This window comes from Gluconacetobacter liquefaciens (assembly GCF_003350405.1).
Lineage (GTDB): Bacteria > Pseudomonadota > Alphaproteobacteria > Acetobacterales > Acetobacteraceae > Gluconacetobacter > Gluconacetobacter liquefaciens.
The window spans coordinates 24055-40911 of the sequence record NZ_QQAW01000002.1 but is presented as its reverse complement, the minus strand read 5'-3'; the positions used below and the strand labels follow the sequence as shown (position 1 = coordinate 40911).

Here is a 16857-nt window from a genome sequence, read left to right as displayed (position 1 = left end):
CTATTCTCCTTCCGAGAGATCGACGTCGTGGCCGCCGCTGGGCCGGTCGCCGCCCTTGATCGCCTGCGCGGCGGCATCAGCGCCGCCCTTGATGCGGTTGTTGCGTTGCATCCGGCTGGCCCAGGCTGGTGGCTTGCCGGCCGCACCCGCTCCACCGCCAGCGCCCGAAGCCGTGGTGCCGCCTGCCCCGCCGGTCGTGGCCGCGCCGCCGGTCGCGGCGGCCCCGCCGGCCTGATAGCTGGTGCGGACACTGGCCATAGCCCGGCGCAGCGGGCTGGCGGCAGCGGAGAGTCCGGTTTTGGCCACGCCTGCCGCGCCGCCCGCCCGATAGGCGGCGGTGGCACCTCCGGCGACAAAGGCGCCACCACGCACAGCGGCCGCCGCAGCACCCGCAGCGAGCCCAACCCCTGACGCGGCAGCCACGCCGGCACCGACGACCCCGGCCGCCGTGGCGACGGCGGATCCCGCCCCCAGTTGCGGACCACCGGCAATCAGCCCATTGGCCAGAGCCGGGCCGAACACGGTCAGACCGAGCAGCGTCAGCGACGCGAGGATCAGGGTCAGCGCGTCATTGATGGTGGGCGGATTATTGAAGCCGCTGGTGAACTGGCCGAACACCGTCGAACCGATGCCGACGATGACGGCCAGCATCAGCACCTTGATTCCGGACGACACGACATTGCCCAGCACCTTCTCGGCGAGGAAGGCGGTGCGGCCGAATAGTCCGAAGGGCACCAGCACGAACCCGGCGAGCGTGGTCAGCTTGAACTCGATCAGCGCCACGAAGAGTTGGATCGCCATCACGAAGAAGCTGATGACCACGATCAGCCAGGCAATCAGCAATACCGCGATCTGGATCGCGTTGTTGAAGATGGCGACGAAACCGACCAGCGAGGAGATCGAGGTCAGGATCGGCTTGCCAGCGTCGATGCCGACCTGGGCCAGCCGCCCCGGCTGGAGCAGTTGTGCCTGGGTGAGATGCCCGCCGCCGGCCTCGATGCCGAGACCTGCGAAGGACTCATAGATGATCCGTGCCAGCCCGTTGAAGTCGCCGATGATGAAGGCGAACAGGCCGATAAACAGGGTCTTGCGGATCAGCCGCGCCAGCACGTCCTCATCCGGCGCCAGCGCCCAGAACAGTCCGGCCAGGGTGATGTCGATGGTGATCAGCACACCGGCGAGCCAGTGGACGTCGCCCTGCACCAGACCGAAGCCGGAATCGATATACCGGGTGAAGATGGCAAGGAAATTGTCGATGACGCCGGCGCCCTGTTGCATGGCGTCACCGTGCCGCGTCGGGCGCGAAGAAGCGCTTGCGGTTCTCGGCCCAGATCGCCGCGCAGGCTGGATCACCGTCAGCCTTCATGCCGAGGGCTTGGCAGCGCACCAGACCGGTGGCCAACCGGTCATGAGAGCCCGGCGTCCCGAGATCCTGCACACCGACGTCACGGGGGACGTTCCGGAGATGGAGGCTCGCGGCGACCAGGATCAGAACGACCAGCCCGACGGCAACGAGCCGGAAGACGATCGGCGGGGAGAGACGTAACCCGCGCATCAATGGAACATCTGCGCGGTGCCAGGCGTGTAACCGGCCCCGTAATTCAGGAAATTCGCCAGTTGTGCCCTGCCCTGCTCCTCGCTCTCGACCTGACGCGCGCCCTCCAGCGCCTGGGCGCGACCCATCGCCGTGACGACCGCGGTAAGGTCGGCAAGCTGGCGCGTCTGTAGCGCGGTAAGCTGGTTGCCCGATTGCACGGCCTGCAGGGTGCCGGTCGCAGACTGGCTCGAGGTGACCAGACTGTCGATCTGGCTGCGCGTGGCATCGAGATTCTGCACCGCCCCGGTCTGCACGCGCAGCCCGTCCTGATAGGCGCCCCGCGCGTTCTGCCATCGCGTCTGCGCATCGGCCGTCATCTGCGCCGCCGAACTCGGGCTGCCCAGTGCCTGCGGATAGGTCTGGCTGAAGGCCTGATCGATGCTGGTCAGGTTATAGGAGAGCCCCTGCGCCTGGCCGACGATCTGCTGGGTCGCTTCAATCGACTGCTCCAGCGGTGCCAGCACCGAGAGCGGCAGAGTGGCGAGGTTGCGGGCCTGGTTCTCCAGCATGGTCGCCTCGTTGAGCAGGCTCTGCGCCTGCTGGTTGACCTGCTGCAATTCCCGCGCCGCGATCAGCACTGTCTGGACATGGGCGGCACCGTCATAGACGGCCCATTGCGCATGGGCCGGGACGCTCACGGCGATGGATGACAGGGCGCCGAACCCAGTTACCAACGCTGCTTTGCAGATCAAAGAACTTCTCATGACGGTTCTCCCGGCCTGAGCATTTCGATCGCCCACTCGACGCCCCTGTGCGTCAGCCAGGCGGCCGCAAACCCGTCGCGGCCATGCCGGGCAAAGATCCGCTCGACGGCGGTCTGGTCGTCGGGCGACGACGCGGCGGTGAAGGCCAGCGCCACCTCGGACAGGCCGAGATCGAACAGGCGGTTGCCGCGCCGGGACTGGCAGTAATAGTCGCGCTTGGGCGTCGCCCGGCTGAGGATCTCGATCTGGCGGTCGTTCAAACCGAACCGGCGATAGATCACGGTGATCTGCGGCTCCAGCGCCCGGTCATTGGGAAGGAACACCCGCGTCGGGCAGCTCTCGATCAGCGCGGGGGCGATCGGGCTGGCATCGATATCGGCCAGCGACTGGGTGGCGAAGATGACGGAGGCGTTCTTCTTGCGCAGCGTCTTCAGCCATTCCCGGAGCTGTCCGGCGAAGGCGCGATCATCCAGCGCCAGCCAACCCTCGTCGATGATCAGCAGGGTCGGGCTGCCGTCAAAGCGGTCCTCGATGCGGTGGAACAGATAGGACAGCACGGCGGACGCCGCACCCGAGCCGATCAGACCCTCGATCTCGAAGGCCTGGATATCGGCAACACCGAGACGCTCGTGCTCGGCGTCGAGCAATTGTCCCCATGGGCCGCCGACACAATAGGGCTGGAGGGCCTGCTTCAGCGCCAGCGACTGGAGCAACGCCGACAGGCCGGTGATGGTGCGCTCCGCCACCGGGGCCGAGGCCAGCGAGGTCAGCGCCGACCACAGATGCTCCTTGAGGTCGGGCGCAACGGTGACGCCCTCGCGTTCCAGCAGGGTCGCGACCCATTCTGCCGCCCAGGCCCGTTCGCCCGGCTCGTCGATCCGCGCCAGAGGCTGCAACGCGACGAGGTCGTTCCCGTCCTGCGCCAGCGCGCCGCCGAGGTCGTGCCAGTCGCCCCCCATCGCAAGCGTTGCCGCACGGATCGAGCCACCGAAATCGAAGGCAAAGATCTGCGCCCCGGCATAGCGACGAAACTGCATCGCCATGAAGGCCAGCAGCACCGACTTGCCGGCGCCGGTCGGCCCGGCGATCAGCGTGTGGCCGACATCACCGACATGCAGTGCGAAGCGGAACGGGGTCGAGCCCTCGGTGCGGGCATAGAATAGCGGCGGGGCGGCGAAATGCCCGTCTCGCTCCGGCCCCGCCCAAACCGCGGAGAGCGGGATCATGTGCGCGAGGTTCAAGGTCGAGACGCAGGGCTGGCGGACATTGGCGTAGACATGGCCCGGCAGGCTGCCGAACCAGGCTTCGATGGCATTCACCGTCTCGCGCATGCAGGTGAAGTCGCGGCCCTGGATGGTCTTCTCCACCAGACGCAGCCGGTCGGCGGCGACGGTCGAATCCTCGTCCCATACCGTAACGGTGGCGGTGACATAGGCCTGACCGACCTGGTCGGTGCCGAGTTCCTGCAACGCCGCATCGGCGTCGGCGGCCTTGTTGGCGGCGTCGGAATCCAGCAGCACCGACGCCTCGTTGGTCATGACCTCCTTGAGGATCGCCATGATCGATTTGCGCTTGGCGAACCATTGCCGCCGGATCCGGCCCAGCACCCTGGTCGCATCGGTGCGGTCGAGGCAGATCGCCCGCGTCGACCAGCGATAGGGAAAGGCCAGCCGGTTCAGCTCGTCCAGCAGCCCCGGCCAGGTCTGGGTGGGGAAGCCGGTGACGGTGAGCGTGCGCAGATGGGCGTCGCCCAATCGGGGCTCCAGGCCACCGGTCAGTTCCTCATCGATCAGGATGGCATCGAGGTGCATCGGGATCTCGGGCACCCGAACCCGCTGCATCCGCGTCGAGACGCAGGAATGAAGATAGGTCAGGGTTTCGGCGTCATCGAGCCAGTCTGCCTCGGGCATGAAGCCGTCGAGCAGCGCCAGCACCCGATCGGTCTGGTCGATGAAACCTGCGACCACCGCCCGCCAGTCGGAGCCGCCACGGGCGCGGTTCTCGTAGAGCCAGGCTTCGGCGCGGGCGGCATCGTCGGCCGGCGGCAGCCAGACCAGGGTCAGGAAATACCGGCTCTCGTAATGCGCGCCCTCCTCCTCGAACTGCGCCCGGCGTTCGGCATCGACCAGTTCGGAGGCGGGATCGGGAAACAGGTTTGCGGGATAGCCCCGCGCTTGCCGGCGCTGTGCCTCGACAAAAAGTGCCCAGCCGGAGCCAAGCCGGCGAAGGGCATTATTCAGCCGGGACGTGATCGCGACCAGTTCCGAGGCGGTCGAGGAATCCAAGTCCGGGCCACGAAAGCGCGCGGTGCGCTGGAAGGCGCCATCCTTGTTCAGCACCACACCCCTGGCGACCAGCGCCGCCCAGGGCAGGAAATCGGCGAGCCGATCGCGGCGATGGCGGTATTCGGCGAGGTTCAGCATGGCGCCCTCACCCGACCAGATGGGTGGGATAGCGCAGGTGCCGGCGCACCACGTCGACGAAGGCGGGATCGCGCTTGGCTGCCCAGACGGCGGCAAGATGGCCGACCAGCCAGAAGATCCCGCCCGCGATCCACAGCCGCAGGCCGAGGCCGATTGCCGCCGACAGCGTGCCGTTGACGATGGCCACCGTGCGCGGCGCCCCGCCGAGCAGGATCGGCTCGATCAGGGCGCGATGCACCGGGGCGGTGAAGCCGGGAATGGCGTCGGGCTCCATCAGATCAACGCCCCGCCCGAGAAGGAGAAGAAGGACAGGAAGAAGCTGGACGCCGCAAAAGCGATCGACAGGCCAAAGACGATCTGGATCAGGCGACGAAAGCCGCCCGAGGTTTCGCCGAAGGCCAGGGTCAGGCCGGTCACGGTGATGATGATCACCGAGATGATCTTGGCCACCGGCCCCTGGACCGAGTCCAGGATCTGGGTCAGCGGCTGCTCCCACGGCATGCTCGAGCCGGCTGCGTAGGCCGGGGCCGACAGCAGAGCGAGAACAAGGGGCGCGCTCACCACGGCGAGGCGGCGGCGCAGGGCGATCATGCTTGTCATGACGGGTCTCCGGCGGGGGTGAGGATGTAGTCCCCGTCCAGGGTCAGGCCCCGGACAGTGGCGAGTTCGGCCAGCCGGCGCGCGTTTCCGCGCCCGGACAAGATAGCGATCACGTCGATGGTCTCGGCGATCAGGGTGCGCGGCACGGTGACGACGGCTTCCTGGATCAGCTGCTCCAGCCGGCGCAGGGCACCGATCGCCGACCCGGCATGCAGGGTGCCGACACCGCCGGGGTGACCGGTGCCCCAGGCCTTGAGCAGGTCGAGCGCTTCGGCGCCGCGCACCTCGCCGATCGGTATCCGGTCGGGACGCAGGCGCAGCGAGGAGCGCACTAGGTCGGAGAGTGAGGCCGCGCCGTCTTTGGTGCGCAGGGCGACCAGATTAGGGGTCGCGCATTGCAATTCGCGCGTGTCTTCGATCAGCACCACCCGGTCGCCGGTCTGCGCGATCTCGGCCAGCAGCGCGTTGACCAGGGTGGTCTTGCCGGTGGAGGTGCCGCCGGCAACTAGGATGTTCTTCCGCTCGGCGATGGCGCGGCGCAGAAACGTGGCCTGTACCGCGGTCATGATCCCGCCAGCCACATAATCATCGAGCGAGAACACCGCGATGGCCGGGCGCCGGATGGCGAAGCAGGGTGCCACCACCACCGGAGGCACCAGTCCTTCGAACCGTTCCCCGCTTCCCGGCAGTTCGGCGGAGACGCGCGGACTGCCGGGATGGACCTCGGCCCCGACATGGTGGGCAACCAAGCGGACGATCCGCTCGGCGTCGGCTGGCGCGATCCTGGTGCCGGTGTCCTCCATCCCGCCGGCCAGCCGGTCGATCCACAGCCGGCCATCGGGATTGAGCATCACTTCGACGATTGATGGATCATCGAGATAGCCAGCAATCGCGGGGCCGAGGGCGGTGCGCAGCATGCGCGTGCCTCGGGCGACGACTTCGGAGCGGAAAGACGCAACGGTCATCGGAAACCCGCAATTGGCCCCCGGAGGGAGGCGGTGGATCAGCGGGGTTGATTAGAAAGAGGCATGGTCACGCCAGCGCAACAAGTCTCTGATGGCTGTAGGGCGCTGGGATAGAAGAACTTGCATAGGGGTATGTTGCCGTTTGGCCGGTGACGGGGCGAATGGGCGCTGCTACCGTTTTTCCAGAATCGACCACCACACGGACCCGCGCCCGCATGAGCAAAGCCTTCATTGCCGCTGTTCTTCAGGATTCCCTTGCATGCACCGGCGTTGCCGCCGCCAAGGCCGCCGATGATCTGGTTGGTGCCATTGTCGCCGAACTGGAGCAGGAGGGTGGCTTCACGCTGCCGTCCTTCGGGACCTTCACGGTCCACAAGACCAAGGCCCGTAAGGCGCTCAATCCTCGCACCGGCGAGCCGGTGAAGGTCAAGGCCGGCAAGACCGTCCGTTTCAAGGCCAGTCCCGCGCTAAAAAAAGAAATGTAAGAACATATAGATAAATCAATAAAATGGAGCGGGTATATTGGGGATAAATGTATTTTTTTCTTGGCAGTCGGATATTCCCATCCAATACGGCAAGTCATTTATTGAGGAAGCATTAAAGAAAGCCGCCGAGGAAATTTCCCAAGATTTGCTTGTAGAAAAAGCTGTTCGATCGGATGTTGTTATTGACAGCGACACTAAATTCCGCGGCGGAACCATACCTATAGTCCAAACAATATTAGAAAAAATTTCGGAATCAGACATTTTTGTAGCTGACATGACTTTTGTGGGAGAGTCGTGTTCACAAGACGAGAGCGGAGACCCTAGAAAGACACCCAATCCTAATGTTCTCATTGAGTATGGGTATGCTCTGGCCAAACTTTCCGACAAACGCATCATTTGTGTTATGAATGGAAATTACGGCAAACCTACCGAATATGACCTTCCCTTCGATCTAAGGCATTTGCGGCATCCTATCGAATTCATCATTGGGGAGGATAACTGCGGGAAAGCGGTGGAGAATAGAAAAAATAAGAGATCTCAAGAAAAGATAGACTTGATAAAAGCTCTCAAAGACGCGCTATCGACTATAATATCCGAACAAAATTTATATATACCCTACAATACTCAGCGTGACGAGTTCGTTGAAAAATGGCTTATTGAGCGCCCGAGTGGGCTTTTGCTTGGGCCATTCAATACTATAGCAGAGATGAAGCCTATGGCAGGTGCACCAGGCACTTTCCTGCCCGCACGCTGGTCCAATGGACTTTGCGCATGGACGTTTTTACGGCCGGTTTATTCCCAAACGAAATGTGACGTGGAAAGATTTGACCAAGCTTTTAATCTCGAAAGACCGCTCCCGATATTCGGACAAACAAATTTAAGTTATTGCGAAACGCACTATGGGAAAGGGCTCACCATCCGGGCTGGCGATTACGCAGACCATGTGGAAATCACTTCTATTGTTCTATGCGGTCGAGAAGGCGAAATATGGTCTCGAGACACTGCAACAGTCGACTTATTGCGCAGACAATCGTCGCTTCTTTATCTCAATGTGGAGGGGTTGCGAGACGGACTTGCGTCTCAGCTTGTTTTTTTAAAATCACTCGGGATTATTTTTCCACTTAAATGGGAAATCTCCATCGACGGTACTAAAGGGTGGATCCTGCCCGATTACAGATCCTCATCCTCACCTCAAAATAAAACATGCGCTTACGTCCGCCTAGAATATGTTACAGAAATTACAGAATTGGATAATGCAGAAACCGTAATTTCTCGTTTTATGAATGAGATTTACGATCGTCATAATATGACCCAACGCGCAAATTGGTTTTCATGAGAACGGTTGTTTATATAAGGTCTCTACTTCCAATACAAAATGTGGAGAAAAACAGCTTTGGAAGAACGGAGGTTATCCTACTATTCCGCATCTAATGTTTACGATTCCAAATCCGCCCTTACCTCGTCATCCAGTGTCTTTCCTCGCGCCAGCCTACGTCCGACCGCTTCGATGAACCCGTCATAGCGCTCCCGTCCTTTGCTCTGCGCCGCAGCCAAAGCTGCGTCGGGCAACGGGGGCGTGCTAGTCAGCCAGAACCGCACGAACACGGCCAGTGACTCATTTGAGATCGTGACCCGCCGCTCCATACGTTCCAACTGGCGGGTCATCCGGTCCAGCCGCCGGGCTAACGCCGCTTCCAGCCTTTCAGGTCCGTCCGGTGACAAGAACGATGCAAGTGCCGTCTCGACGATCAGCGCTTGCGGCACCTTCTTCCGGGCAGCGTAATCGGCTAATTTTGCGCTGAGATCAGGCGGCAGCCGAATCGTGTGCTTGATCCGCATGGCAGTCATAGCCCCATCCGATCGCCAGGATCGAGCGAAACCTGACGCGCGAGACCCTGCTCACCGCGTCGCAGGGTCTGTGCCCGTGTGGCATCGTCCTCGGGCTCATCCTCCGGCGGGTCGAATTCATGGACCGGCTTCCTCGGCGCCCGGACTACCTCCTCCTGTTCGGGCAATTCCGGCTCACGGCGGATGCCGGCATTGGCGGGATCGTCATCCGCTTTGCTGGCAGGAGGCGGTTGGACGACATCAGCCCAGTCCTCCGGCGGCTGCGGTCCGACGGGTGGCGTTCCCTCCGGAGACGGTGGCGACCCGAACCGGGGCGGCGGGAGGATGCGCGCGGCCAGTTCGACATCCTCAAAATACCGCGCCTTGCTCGCCCGGATCGGCGGGCAACCAGACACCAGCACGAGTTCCTCGTCAGGGGGAAGCTGCATGATCTCCCCCGGCGTCAGCAACGGCCGCGCGGTTTCATGGCGCGTCACCATCAGATGCCCGAGCCACGGTGACAGACGATGCCCGGCATAGTTCTTGGCGTCACGGATCTCGGTCGCGGTGCCGAGCGCATCGGACACCCGTTTGGCGGTCCGTTCATCATTGGTCGCGAAACTGACCCGGACATGGCAATTATCGAGGATCGAATTGTTCTGGCCGTAGGCCTTCTCGATCTGGTTCAGGCTCTGCCCGATCAGGAAGCTCTTGATGCCGTAGCCCGCCATAAAAGCCAGTGCGCTTTCGAAGAAATCCAGCCGCCCCAACGCCGGAAATTCATCGAGCATCAACAGTAGCCTGTGGCGCCGCTTCGCCTCCAGTTCTTCGGTCAGCCGGCGGCCGATCTGGTTGAGCACCAGGCGAACCAGCGGCTTGGTGCGGCTGATGTCTGAGGGCGGCACTACCAGATACAGCGTCGCCGGATGGCTGTCGGCGACAAGATCACGGATCCGCCAGTCGCAGCGCCGCGTGACATGCGCCACGACCGGGTCGCGATAGAGGCCGAGGAACGACATCGCGGTGGAGAGCACGCCCGAGCGTTCATTGTCGCTCTTGTTGAGCAATTCCCGCGCTGAACTGGCCACCACCGGATGCACACCCTTCGTCCCGAGATGCGGCGTGGTCATCATCGCGCGCAGGGTGGTTTCGATCGCGCGCTTGGGATCGGAGAGGAAATTGGCTACTCCAGCCAGGGTCTTGTCCTCCTCGGCGTAGAGGACATGGAGAATGGTACCGACCAGCAGGGCGTGGCTGGTCTTTTCCCAGTGGTTCCGCTTCTCCAGGGCGCCTTCGGGATCAACCAGCACATCGGCGATGTTCTGCACATCGCGAACTTCGCGCTCGCCGCGCCGGACCTCCAGCAGCGGATTATAGGCGGCACTGGCGAGATTGGTCGGGTCGAACAGCAGCACGCGCCCGAAGCGGGAACGCCAGCCGGCGGTCAGAGTCCAGTTCTCGCCTTTGATGTCATGGACGATGGCCGAGCCCGGCCAGGTCAGCAGCGTCGGCACTACCAGACCCACGCCCTTGCCCGATCGGGTGGGGGCAAAGCACAACACATGCTCTGGCCCGTCATGACGGAGATAGGCATCGGCGGAACGACCGAGCACCACGCCATCGGGGACGAGGAGCCCGGCACGGCGGATCTCGCGCGGGTCGGCCCAATGCGCCGAACCATAGGTGGTGGCGCGTTTCTTCTCGCGGGCACGCCAGACGGACAAGGTGATCGCGACGATGACGGCGGCGATCCCGCCGGAGCCCGCGATGTAACCGCCGGTGGTGAAGATGTCCGGAGCATAAGCGTCGTAGGCGAACCACCACCAGAAAAACTCGGGCGGGTAATAGACCGGCCAGCCGAGCAGCATGAACCACGGGGCACCGAGCTGCGGCTGGAAGCCGAGCCGCCACGCTGTCCACTGAGTGGCAGTCCAGGTGAAGGCGAGGATCACGGTGCTGGCGGCAAACACCGATCCCCAGAGGATCTTGGTCTGGTTCATGACGAACACAGATCAAGACGCGTGAGTGGAGTAGCTACAATAGGGAACTTGCCTACATCAGGTGCCCGGCTAAAACCGGATAAACAACGGACGTACGCGCAATGTTGTAACGCTCGTCCTCATTACCCCTGAAAGCGGTGATCTTCATAATTTGATTTCGGATGAATTATTGAGGTCCGCATCGTACACGCATCTGCCATCGCTTCCGCCGCCTCTTTGTAATCAATCTATTTCGCGATAACGTATCGTTTCCTTTCGTTGAGGACTTTTCAGTGTCACATGGTTTCTTTGAAGAGCAACGCGAACAATCCGCAGTCAAAGCAGAAATAGTCGCAAAATATTTTAATGCCTGGGCTGACGTCATGATCGTAAACGCACAGAAGTATGGGCTTCAGAAGATTGCCTATATTGATCTATTTGCCGGTCCTGGGCGATACAAGGACGGTACAAAGTCGACCCCGCTATTGGTTCTAGAACGCGCAATCCAGAAACCCGCACTTGCCCGGCTGCTCGTGACCATGTTCAACGACTCCGATCCCGACAACGTGTACTCACTTCGCCATGCAATCAATGATTTACCTGACCACGGCTTACTCACGCATGCACCGCAGGCATTCTGCTCCGAGGTTGGACATGACGCACAAAAAATGTTCGAGTCATCCCGGATATGCCCCACTTTCTCTTTTATAGATCCGTTCGGATATAAAGGACTTTCCCGTGGAATAATTCAGTCTGTTGTAAAAGATTGGGGATGCGACTGCGTTTTCTTTTTTAATTACTCAAGAATAAACGCAGGAATCAGTAATGATACCGTACGATCTCATATGAATGCTCTTTTTGGCGAACAGAGGATCGACAAGATGAGAACGATTCTGACCGGGATGACGCCCAGCGACCGAGAGTCGTTCATATTAGAAGAGCTATCGCAGGCGCTGAAGGAACTTGGCGCTCAATACATCCTCCCGTTTCGCTTCCGGCGCGCGGACGGTAGCCGAACATCACATGCCCTTATTTTCGTAACGAAGAACGTCTTGGGCTATGAGATCATGAAGGACATAATGGCGCGGGCGAGTTCGACTGAAGATCAAGGTGTGCCTTCCTTCGAATATTCACCAGCAGACGAACGCTGCCCGTTGCTTTTCTCACTGGCTCGCCCATTAGAAATGTTGGCCGACGATCTATCCAAACGGTTTCAGGGCCGCAGACTACGTATGATTGACATCTATCGCGAACACCACATTGGTACACGTTATATTAAGCGGAATTACAAAAATATATTAAATGATATGGAAGCAAGCGGTCAGATCTCGGCCGATCCACCGGCTGCCAAGCGACGAATGGTCAAAGGCGAACGATCCTGCGGCGACAACGTACAGATATCTTTTCCATAATGCCAATCGTTATTATTACTTGAATTCGCCCCAATGTGCGTCGAAGTCGAGTTGTACATGAGTCTCTTGGTCACTCCGTCCTGAAACTTTGCGATATGCCCGCATCATGAGAGGCGATGCTTCGGGGTGATCGGTCGCGTGGATCATGTGATACATGGTACGCCCTCCTAAACGGGAATCGTGAATCGCGTAGGGATACGCGAATGTATAGCCGAGCTCGTCCTTGAATCGCTTGACTAACAAATTTGCGCGTTCGATGCCCTGCATCCCTCTTAACGTGCGCCAATCAGGTCTACCCCACCAACGTTCCACGCGAGCAGCCGTGATTTCCCGCTTTACTGCAGCAATCGAACGATCGATCCACCCCGTAGCCAAAAAATAAAACACCTCAATTTTCATGCCCTTCTTATGTCGCGCGATCGCTTCCACCGTAGACCACGCACATTCAAAGGTGCGTTGATCGAGCAACGCGAAAGTAGCAGTTCGATCAGTTATCCGGCCTGATGCCAATATTGTTTCATATGTGTTGTTAAAATCACCTTCAACAACATGGATTCTGCGCCCCTTACTTTCATATGCCTCTTGAAGCTCACGTAATAATGCAACTCCTTTCGGATCAATGTCACATAACCACAGGTCTCGAACACGCTGTGGTTCAGCTTCCAAGACCAGCTTGGCCGAACAAAGGTCAAGGCGCTCCCGTCTCTGGGGTGCCGCGAAGCCGTCGATATAGGCTCCATGTTTAGTCACGTATGTGAAGAGCTTGATGTATTCTTGGATTAGTCGAGCCTTATTCTCGGTCCAAAGCGGATGTCGGAGTGATTGAAAATTTTTCTCCGGCACGACTTCGATAGTCGGAAGCTCCGCCTCGTCGAAAAGCAAGGCAGGCAAATTAGGATGACCTCGCCGTCGGCAAGCCATCCCATTCCGCACCATCAAGAATGCGACCAGCGGCCTTCTTACCGACACGAAGCATGACAGTACCATCATCTGCACGACTGGCTCTCGCCTTAGCGAGATTCAACCCTTGCCCCGGTGCCCAATCACCCCACTGCTTGAAATGGAATGCCACCTCTGAAGCCATGCATTGATTGAGTAATTCTAAGAACCAACTTGGACTGGACGGGCGTGCCTTTGGACCACTCTCTCCACCCGTAATGACCCAATCGATATGTTCGCTGAGCCAGTGGGATATGTTTAGTGGACCAAGAAGCGGTTCTGCGGAAATAAATCTAACCGCGGCGGGAATTTCAGCAAGATGTGGCAATCGTTCTTCAGCCCATTTTTGGTCCTCAACGGTTGTACCCAGCCAAATATTTGGCGGCCAATCGTTAGTCCAAGGTACCATCTTACTGACGAACTCGGGTCGCTTTGTCAGCAAAAGCCAATCCAAGTTGGGTGTCGCCACGATCAACTCCCAAAGGCGCGCACGAGCATCATCCAGATCCCGCCGGTCCTCGAAAACATCCGCCATTGAGGCACAAAACACGCGTGGACGCTCTCCAAGCTCAGCAGCGGCCAAATTCCATTTGATGGGCTCAGCCCAGTGCTTGTCCCCAAAAAAACGACGTTCGGCCTTCACTCCCCAGACACGGCTACCGACACGCTTGGCCCATGCCTCGGCGTAACAGTGCTTACAAGCAGGCGACACCTTTACACACCCCCACCATGGGTTGAAGGTATGAGTAGTCCACTCAATCCGGGAATTCTTGGCCAAATCAGTTACTCCTTATGTTAACATATAATGGAATGAAGCCGCAGCCAAGAGTTCTCTTTTTGTTCCCACCCTTACTATAGAGCAAGCGGGAATCGATACCGCGATAGAAAACGGCTAAATTCCTATTCCCCGTTTCCGTCCAAAATTCCAGTCCACCGATCCACCCGGCGACATGGTGCCGGAAACCTGCCGTCCGAGCTTCTGTTCCAGGGCCGGACGCCACGGCACGAGTTGGAAGCCCAGCCCGTCATCGACCATGGCGAACCGCCCCGAAGACAGGGCTACCCTCTGGCGATAGACCCCCGAGACGATCTCGCCTTCCTTCGCGGGCCGGTGCTCCAGCCCGGTCTGCACCGCAAACCGGGCCGCCGCCTGATCGAGATCGCGCTGGCGCAGGGTACCGATCAAGTCGGGTGCGAACACCACCCGTTCGCCCTGCCGCCGGGCCAACCCCTCGGACGCCAGATGATCGATCCGCTGCGCCATCGCCTCGTGGACCTCTCCGCCGAAGCCCGCATTGGCCAGCGCCGGATCCTTGGCGAGCAACTGGCGATCAAGCCAGGTCGCACCCGGAGCCATCACCTGCTCAGCCAGCGTGAAGTCCGAGCGCGTCGCCAGCGACAGGCGCTGCGTGCCTTTGGCATCCTCCCAGGTCCGGGTCTCGACGATCGCACCGATTTTGGCATCACCGGTCAGCTCCAGATCCGCGAACTGGACGTGATGCGTCCGCCCGTCGGTACCGGCGATGACCACATAGCCCGAGCCCTTCAACTCGTCGTCCAACCCACGCTCGACCAGCCGACCAATGACGGGATCGGCCAGTTTCTCACCATGGATCGCGAAACCCGCGACATCGGGTTCTGCCCCGCCGCCAGACATGGCGCGGTGCATGGTCTTGATGATGTCGCCCCGGATGGAAAGATCGCGCAGGGTCGCCTCCAGCCCCGGCTTGAGGGTCCAGCGTGCCACCCCGACCCGCTCGGCCAGGCCGAGCCCTTCCAGCTTGGTCGCCCTTCCGACCAGCAGGCGCCGCAGTTGCGGGTCTTCGGCACCTGCGCCCGGCCGCAGATCGACGATGCCGCCGCCCTCGTCGCTGATGTCCTGCAACGCGCGATCGAGGCTGGTCCAGCGGTCGGCGCCGATCTCGGTCTCCAGGGCGGTGCGGAGTTCCTGTTCGCTGCGCGGGCCCAGCTCCAGCGTCACCCGTTCGGCGGCGCGGTCGCGCAGGCCCTGGCTGATATAGGCGCGACTGATCACCAGATCCTTGCCGTCATCAGCGACCCCGCGCACCAGGATGTGGACGTGCGGATTGTCGGTGTTCCAGTGATCCACCCCAACCCAGTCCAGCTTGGTGCCTAGGTCGCGCTCCATGTCCTGCATCAGTTCGCGCGCAAAGCCCCGCAGATCCTCCATCCGCGCCGCATCCTCGGGGGAGACGATGAAGCGGAAATGGTGCCGGTCGTCGGCACAGCGTTCCGCGAAGGCCTTGCTGTCCGCTTCGTCGGAGCCGGCATCGAACAGATGGGCCCTGGCGCCGTCGCGGGTCACGCCCTCGCGCCTGAGGTAGGCGATATGCCGGGCGAGCGGCGCGGACCGGAAGCGCGTGCCTTGCTGGCGCACGACACGCGCCTTGACCACGACCCGACGGGCATTGCTGCGCAGCCGCATGGACAGGGCCGCGCTCCGGCCGCGCCCGAAACGGGAACCACCGCCGCCACCCCTCCCCTTCGCTCCAAAACGCGTGCCGGTATGACCGGCCCTCTTCGCGGCACGCATGACCTCACCAACGAAGGATTTCGGTCGTGCGCCCTGATTGCCATGCTGGATGCGTCCAGGCCGGACAGTCAGGCCGTCATCGCGCGTCGCCATGGCCCGCTCTCCGCTTGGATGTGCGCCTGACGGCGCCCGGATCGTTGAAAACATTATGAAAATGGCACGGACAGCCGCAGGCGGTGCGGGGTGAGAAGACAAATTCCCCAATCAAACCAACCACATGCCCCCCCGAAGGAGCGGTGCTTTTACCTTGCCGTCCTTCCCTCCGTTGCCTGTCTTCCCCCAGCACCCCATCCCCAAGGCACCCATCGCCCGCCAGCGCCCGATGGACCGGAACGGGGATCATCAGCGTGCTTCCCCATGCCCTGACGCGAGGAACAGACCGGCCGATTGCGGGGCGAGCGCCGTCCAGTCGGTTGGGCGAGCACCATTGGCCTGCCCCCGATTATGCGGACTCTCGACATGCCGGGACGCATCGCCCGTGCGCAGGAATGACGCCGGAAAGAGGGAAGACTCCTGCCAGGATCGTGCCAACGGAGCGCCGGTCGTGATGTCATCGGCAAGCGGAAGAGCGAGCCGGGCGCTGACCGATGCAACGTAGTTCCGCGTCTCGGCAGGCAGCGGTCGGCCGGTTGCCAGATGCTCGTCATAGCGCGCAGGACCGGCATTATAGGCGGCAAGAAACCCGGCCTCGCCATAGCGGTTCCGCATCCAGCGCAGATAGGTCGCACCCGCCAGGATGTTGTCGTGCGGGTCGAACGGATCGTCGCCGAGGCCGAGCGACGTGCGCAGGCTGGACCATGTGCCGGGCATCACCTGCATGAGCCCCATCCCACCCGCCGACGACACCGCATGTGCATCGCCTCTGCTCTCCGCGTGCAGGACGGCGGCAATCCATGAGGCCGGAATCTGCGCGCGCTCGGCTGCTTCCGCGATCATGTCGGCGTATGGATCGGCGATCGCGACATGCCCCGGTATCGTCATGGACACGACGACCGGAAGCACGACACCGAGCAGCCGGAGTGCCGCCTTACCGCCGATCATCGCGCTTCACCGGACGGTTCCAGACCAGATGGAAGGCACGCCCCTGACGGTCGGACTGGAACAGGTTGGCGCGGATCGGCTGCGCCAGCATGGGGTCATCGAGAACGAGCGAGAGGTAGGTGCCCGCCTTCTCGCCGGTGCGCTTCCAGCCAGCGCCGATCTCCGGTCCCGCGTCGGCCTCGCCGAGATGAACACGATAGTCGGGCGCATGCTCGACGTCCGACGATTGCGCCGGCACGATCGTCAGTTCGACGTCGAGGGCGAGCGTGCGCAGGCGACCGGCGAAGCCGTCAGCCGTGCGCGTGAAAGTTCCGATCTGGGCCATGTCAGC

The 16857-nt window shown here is 61.3% G+C and carries 17 protein-coding genes; 3 read left to right on the top strand and 14 right to left on the bottom strand.

All coding sequences use genetic code 11. From position 1 onward, the window contains the following. Genes trbL through trbB form a run of 7 tightly spaced genes read right to left on the bottom strand, consistent with a single transcriptional unit; the run spans window position 1 to window position 6289 of the window. Entirely contained in the window at window positions 1-1278 is a 1278-nt protein-coding gene (gene trbL, locus C7453_RS03455; RefSeq protein ID WP_114726168.1) for a P-type conjugative transfer protein TrbL, read from the bottom strand. 4 nt (window positions 1279-1282) lie between these two features. Then, window positions 1283-1555 carry a putative entry exclusion protein TrbK-alt gene (gene trbK-alt / locus C7453_RS03450; RefSeq protein ID WP_114726167.1) on the bottom strand — a complete coding sequence of 91 codons (273 nt, stop codon included), beginning with the start codon at window positions 1553-1555 and terminating at the stop codon, window positions 1283-1285. Continuing rightward, window positions 1555-2301: a P-type conjugative transfer protein TrbJ gene (gene trbJ, locus C7453_RS03445; protein ID WP_114726166.1), complete on the bottom strand. Its 747-nt coding sequence runs from the start codon at window positions 2299-2301 to the stop codon at window positions 1555-1557. Before trbJ ends, trbK-alt begins: the two co-directional genes overlap by 1 nt. Further along, window positions 2298-4724 carry a conjugal transfer protein TrbE gene (gene trbE, locus C7453_RS03440; RefSeq protein WP_114726165.1) on the bottom strand — a complete coding sequence of 809 codons (2427 nt, stop codon included), beginning with the start codon at window positions 4722-4724 and terminating at the stop codon, window positions 2298-2300. The genes trbJ and trbE overlap by 4 nt, the downstream gene beginning before the upstream one ends. A gap of 7 nt (window positions 4725-4731) precedes the next feature. After that, window positions 4732-4998: a VirB3 family type IV secretion system protein gene (locus C7453_RS03435; RefSeq protein ID WP_114726164.1), complete on the bottom strand. Its 267-nt coding sequence runs from the start codon at window positions 4996-4998 to the stop codon at window positions 4732-4734. Then, complete coding sequence (locus C7453_RS03430) at window positions 4998-5324, bottom strand: TrbC/VirB2 family protein (RefSeq protein WP_114726163.1); 327 nt, start codon at window positions 5322-5324, stop codon at window positions 4998-5000. Before C7453_RS03430 ends, C7453_RS03435 begins: the two co-directional genes overlap by 1 nt. After that, the gene (trbB, locus tag C7453_RS03425; protein WP_114726162.1) at window positions 5321-6289 is read right to left on the bottom strand and encodes a P-type conjugative transfer ATPase TrbB; all 969 of its coding nucleotides are present in this window, start codon (window positions 6287-6289) and stop codon (window positions 5321-5323) included. The genes C7453_RS03430 and trbB overlap by 4 nt, the downstream gene beginning before the upstream one ends. 215 nt (window positions 6290-6504) lie before the next feature. Between trbB and C7453_RS03420 the strand changes: the two genes are divergently transcribed. Both C7453_RS03420 and C7453_RS03415 read left to right on the top strand, forming a co-directional pair. After that, window positions 6505-6774: an HU family DNA-binding protein gene (locus C7453_RS03420; RefSeq protein ID WP_114726161.1), complete on the top strand. Its 270-nt coding sequence runs from the start codon at window positions 6505-6507 to the stop codon at window positions 6772-6774. A gap of 37 nt (window positions 6775-6811) precedes the next feature. Continuing rightward, on the top strand, window positions 6812-8110 hold the full coding sequence (locus C7453_RS03415) for a TIR domain-containing protein (RefSeq protein WP_170143110.1): 1299 nt from the start codon (window positions 6812-6814) through the stop codon (window positions 8108-8110). Between the two features lie 98 nt (window positions 8111-8208). Here the strand turns inward: C7453_RS03415 and C7453_RS03410 are convergent, their stop codons facing one another. Together C7453_RS03410 and C7453_RS03405 are read right to left on the bottom strand one after the other, a co-directional pair. After that, entirely contained in the window at window positions 8209-8613 is a 405-nt protein-coding gene (locus C7453_RS03410) for a CopG family transcriptional regulator (RefSeq protein ID WP_174787977.1), read from the bottom strand. A 5-nt stretch (window positions 8614-8618) separates the two neighbouring features. After that, the gene (locus C7453_RS03405) at window positions 8619-10601 is read right to left on the bottom strand and encodes a conjugal transfer protein TraG (RefSeq protein WP_114726158.1); all 1983 of its coding nucleotides are present in this window, start codon (window positions 10599-10601) and stop codon (window positions 8619-8621) included. Between the two features lie 272 nt (window positions 10602-10873). Between C7453_RS03405 and C7453_RS03400 the strand changes: the two genes are divergently transcribed. Beyond that, window positions 10874-11992 (top strand): three-Cys-motif partner protein TcmP, encoded by a 1119-nt coding sequence (locus C7453_RS03400; protein WP_114726157.1) that lies wholly within the window; start codon window positions 10874-10876, stop codon window positions 11990-11992. 15 nt (window positions 11993-12007) lie between these two features. Here C7453_RS03400 and tcmP read toward each other — a convergent pair whose 3' ends face one another. The 5 genes from tcmP to C7453_RS03375 form a co-directional block, all read right to left on the bottom strand. After that, complete coding sequence (tcmP, locus tag C7453_RS03395) at window positions 12008-12883, bottom strand: three-Cys-motif partner protein TcmP (RefSeq protein ID WP_170143109.1); 876 nt, start codon at window positions 12881-12883, stop codon at window positions 12008-12010. Window position 12884: 1 nt separating this feature from the next. After that, window positions 12885-13709: a DUF5131 family protein gene (locus tag C7453_RS03390; protein ID WP_114726155.1), complete on the bottom strand. Its 825-nt coding sequence runs from the start codon at window positions 13707-13709 to the stop codon at window positions 12885-12887. A gap of 114 nt (window positions 13710-13823) precedes the next feature. Then, window positions 13824-15578 carry a relaxase/mobilization nuclease domain-containing protein gene (locus tag C7453_RS03385; RefSeq protein ID WP_114726154.1) on the bottom strand — a complete coding sequence of 585 codons (1755 nt, stop codon included), beginning with the start codon at window positions 15576-15578 and terminating at the stop codon, window positions 13824-13826. A 249-nt stretch (window positions 15579-15827) separates the two neighbouring features. Then, entirely contained in the window at window positions 15828-16526 is a 699-nt protein-coding gene (locus C7453_RS03380) for a lytic transglycosylase domain-containing protein (protein ID WP_114726153.1), read from the bottom strand. Then, window positions 16513-16851: a DUF736 domain-containing protein gene (locus C7453_RS03375; RefSeq protein ID WP_114726152.1), complete on the bottom strand. Its 339-nt coding sequence runs from the start codon at window positions 16849-16851 to the stop codon at window positions 16513-16515. The genes C7453_RS03380 and C7453_RS03375 overlap by 14 nt, the downstream gene beginning before the upstream one ends. Between the last annotated feature and the right edge of the window lie 6 nt (window positions 16852-16857).

Excerpts from the sequence above, each read along its gene's own strand:
- trbJ (WP_114726166.1), bottom strand. The coding sequence starts at position 2,301 with ATGAGAAGTTCTTTGATCTGCAAAGCAGCGTTGGTAACTGGGTTCGGC.
- trbB (WP_114726162.1), bottom strand. The coding sequence starts at position 6,289 with ATGACCGTTGCGTCTTTCCGCTCCGAAGTCGTCGCCCGAGGCACGCGC.
- trbL (WP_114726168.1), bottom strand. The coding sequence starts at position 1,278 with ATGCAACAGGGCGCCGGCGTCATCGACAATTTCCTTGCCATCTTCACC.
- C7453_RS03410 (WP_174787977.1), bottom strand. The coding sequence starts at position 8,613 with ATGCGGATCAAGCACACGATTCGGCTGCCGCCTGATCTCAGCGCAAAA.
- trbE (WP_114726165.1), bottom strand. The coding sequence starts at position 4,724 with ATGCTGAACCTCGCCGAATACCGCCATCGCCGCGATCGGCTCGCCGAT.
- C7453_RS03375 (WP_114726152.1), bottom strand. The coding sequence starts at position 16,851 with ATGGCCCAGATCGGAACTTTCACGCGCACGGCTGACGGCTTCGCCGGT.
- trbK-alt (WP_114726167.1), bottom strand. The coding sequence starts at position 1,555 with ATGCGCGGGTTACGTCTCTCCCCGCCGATCGTCTTCCGGCTCGTTGCC.
- C7453_RS03435 (WP_114726164.1), bottom strand. The coding sequence starts at position 4,998 with ATGGAGCCCGACGCCATTCCCGGCTTCACCGCCCCGGTGCATCGCGCC.
- C7453_RS03380 (WP_114726153.1), bottom strand. The coding sequence starts at position 16,526 with ATGATCGGCGGTAAGGCGGCACTCCGGCTGCTCGGTGTCGTGCTTCCG.
- C7453_RS03385 (WP_114726154.1), bottom strand. The coding sequence starts at position 15,578 with ATGGCGACGCGCGATGACGGCCTGACTGTCCGGCCTGGACGCATCCAG.
- C7453_RS03420 (WP_114726161.1), top strand. The coding sequence starts at position 6,505 with ATGAGCAAAGCCTTCATTGCCGCTGTTCTTCAGGATTCCCTTGCATGC.
- C7453_RS03430 (WP_114726163.1), bottom strand. The coding sequence starts at position 5,324 with ATGACAAGCATGATCGCCCTGCGCCGCCGCCTCGCCGTGGTGAGCGCG.
- C7453_RS03405 (WP_114726158.1), bottom strand. The coding sequence starts at position 10,601 with ATGAACCAGACCAAGATCCTCTGGGGATCGGTGTTTGCCGCCAGCACC.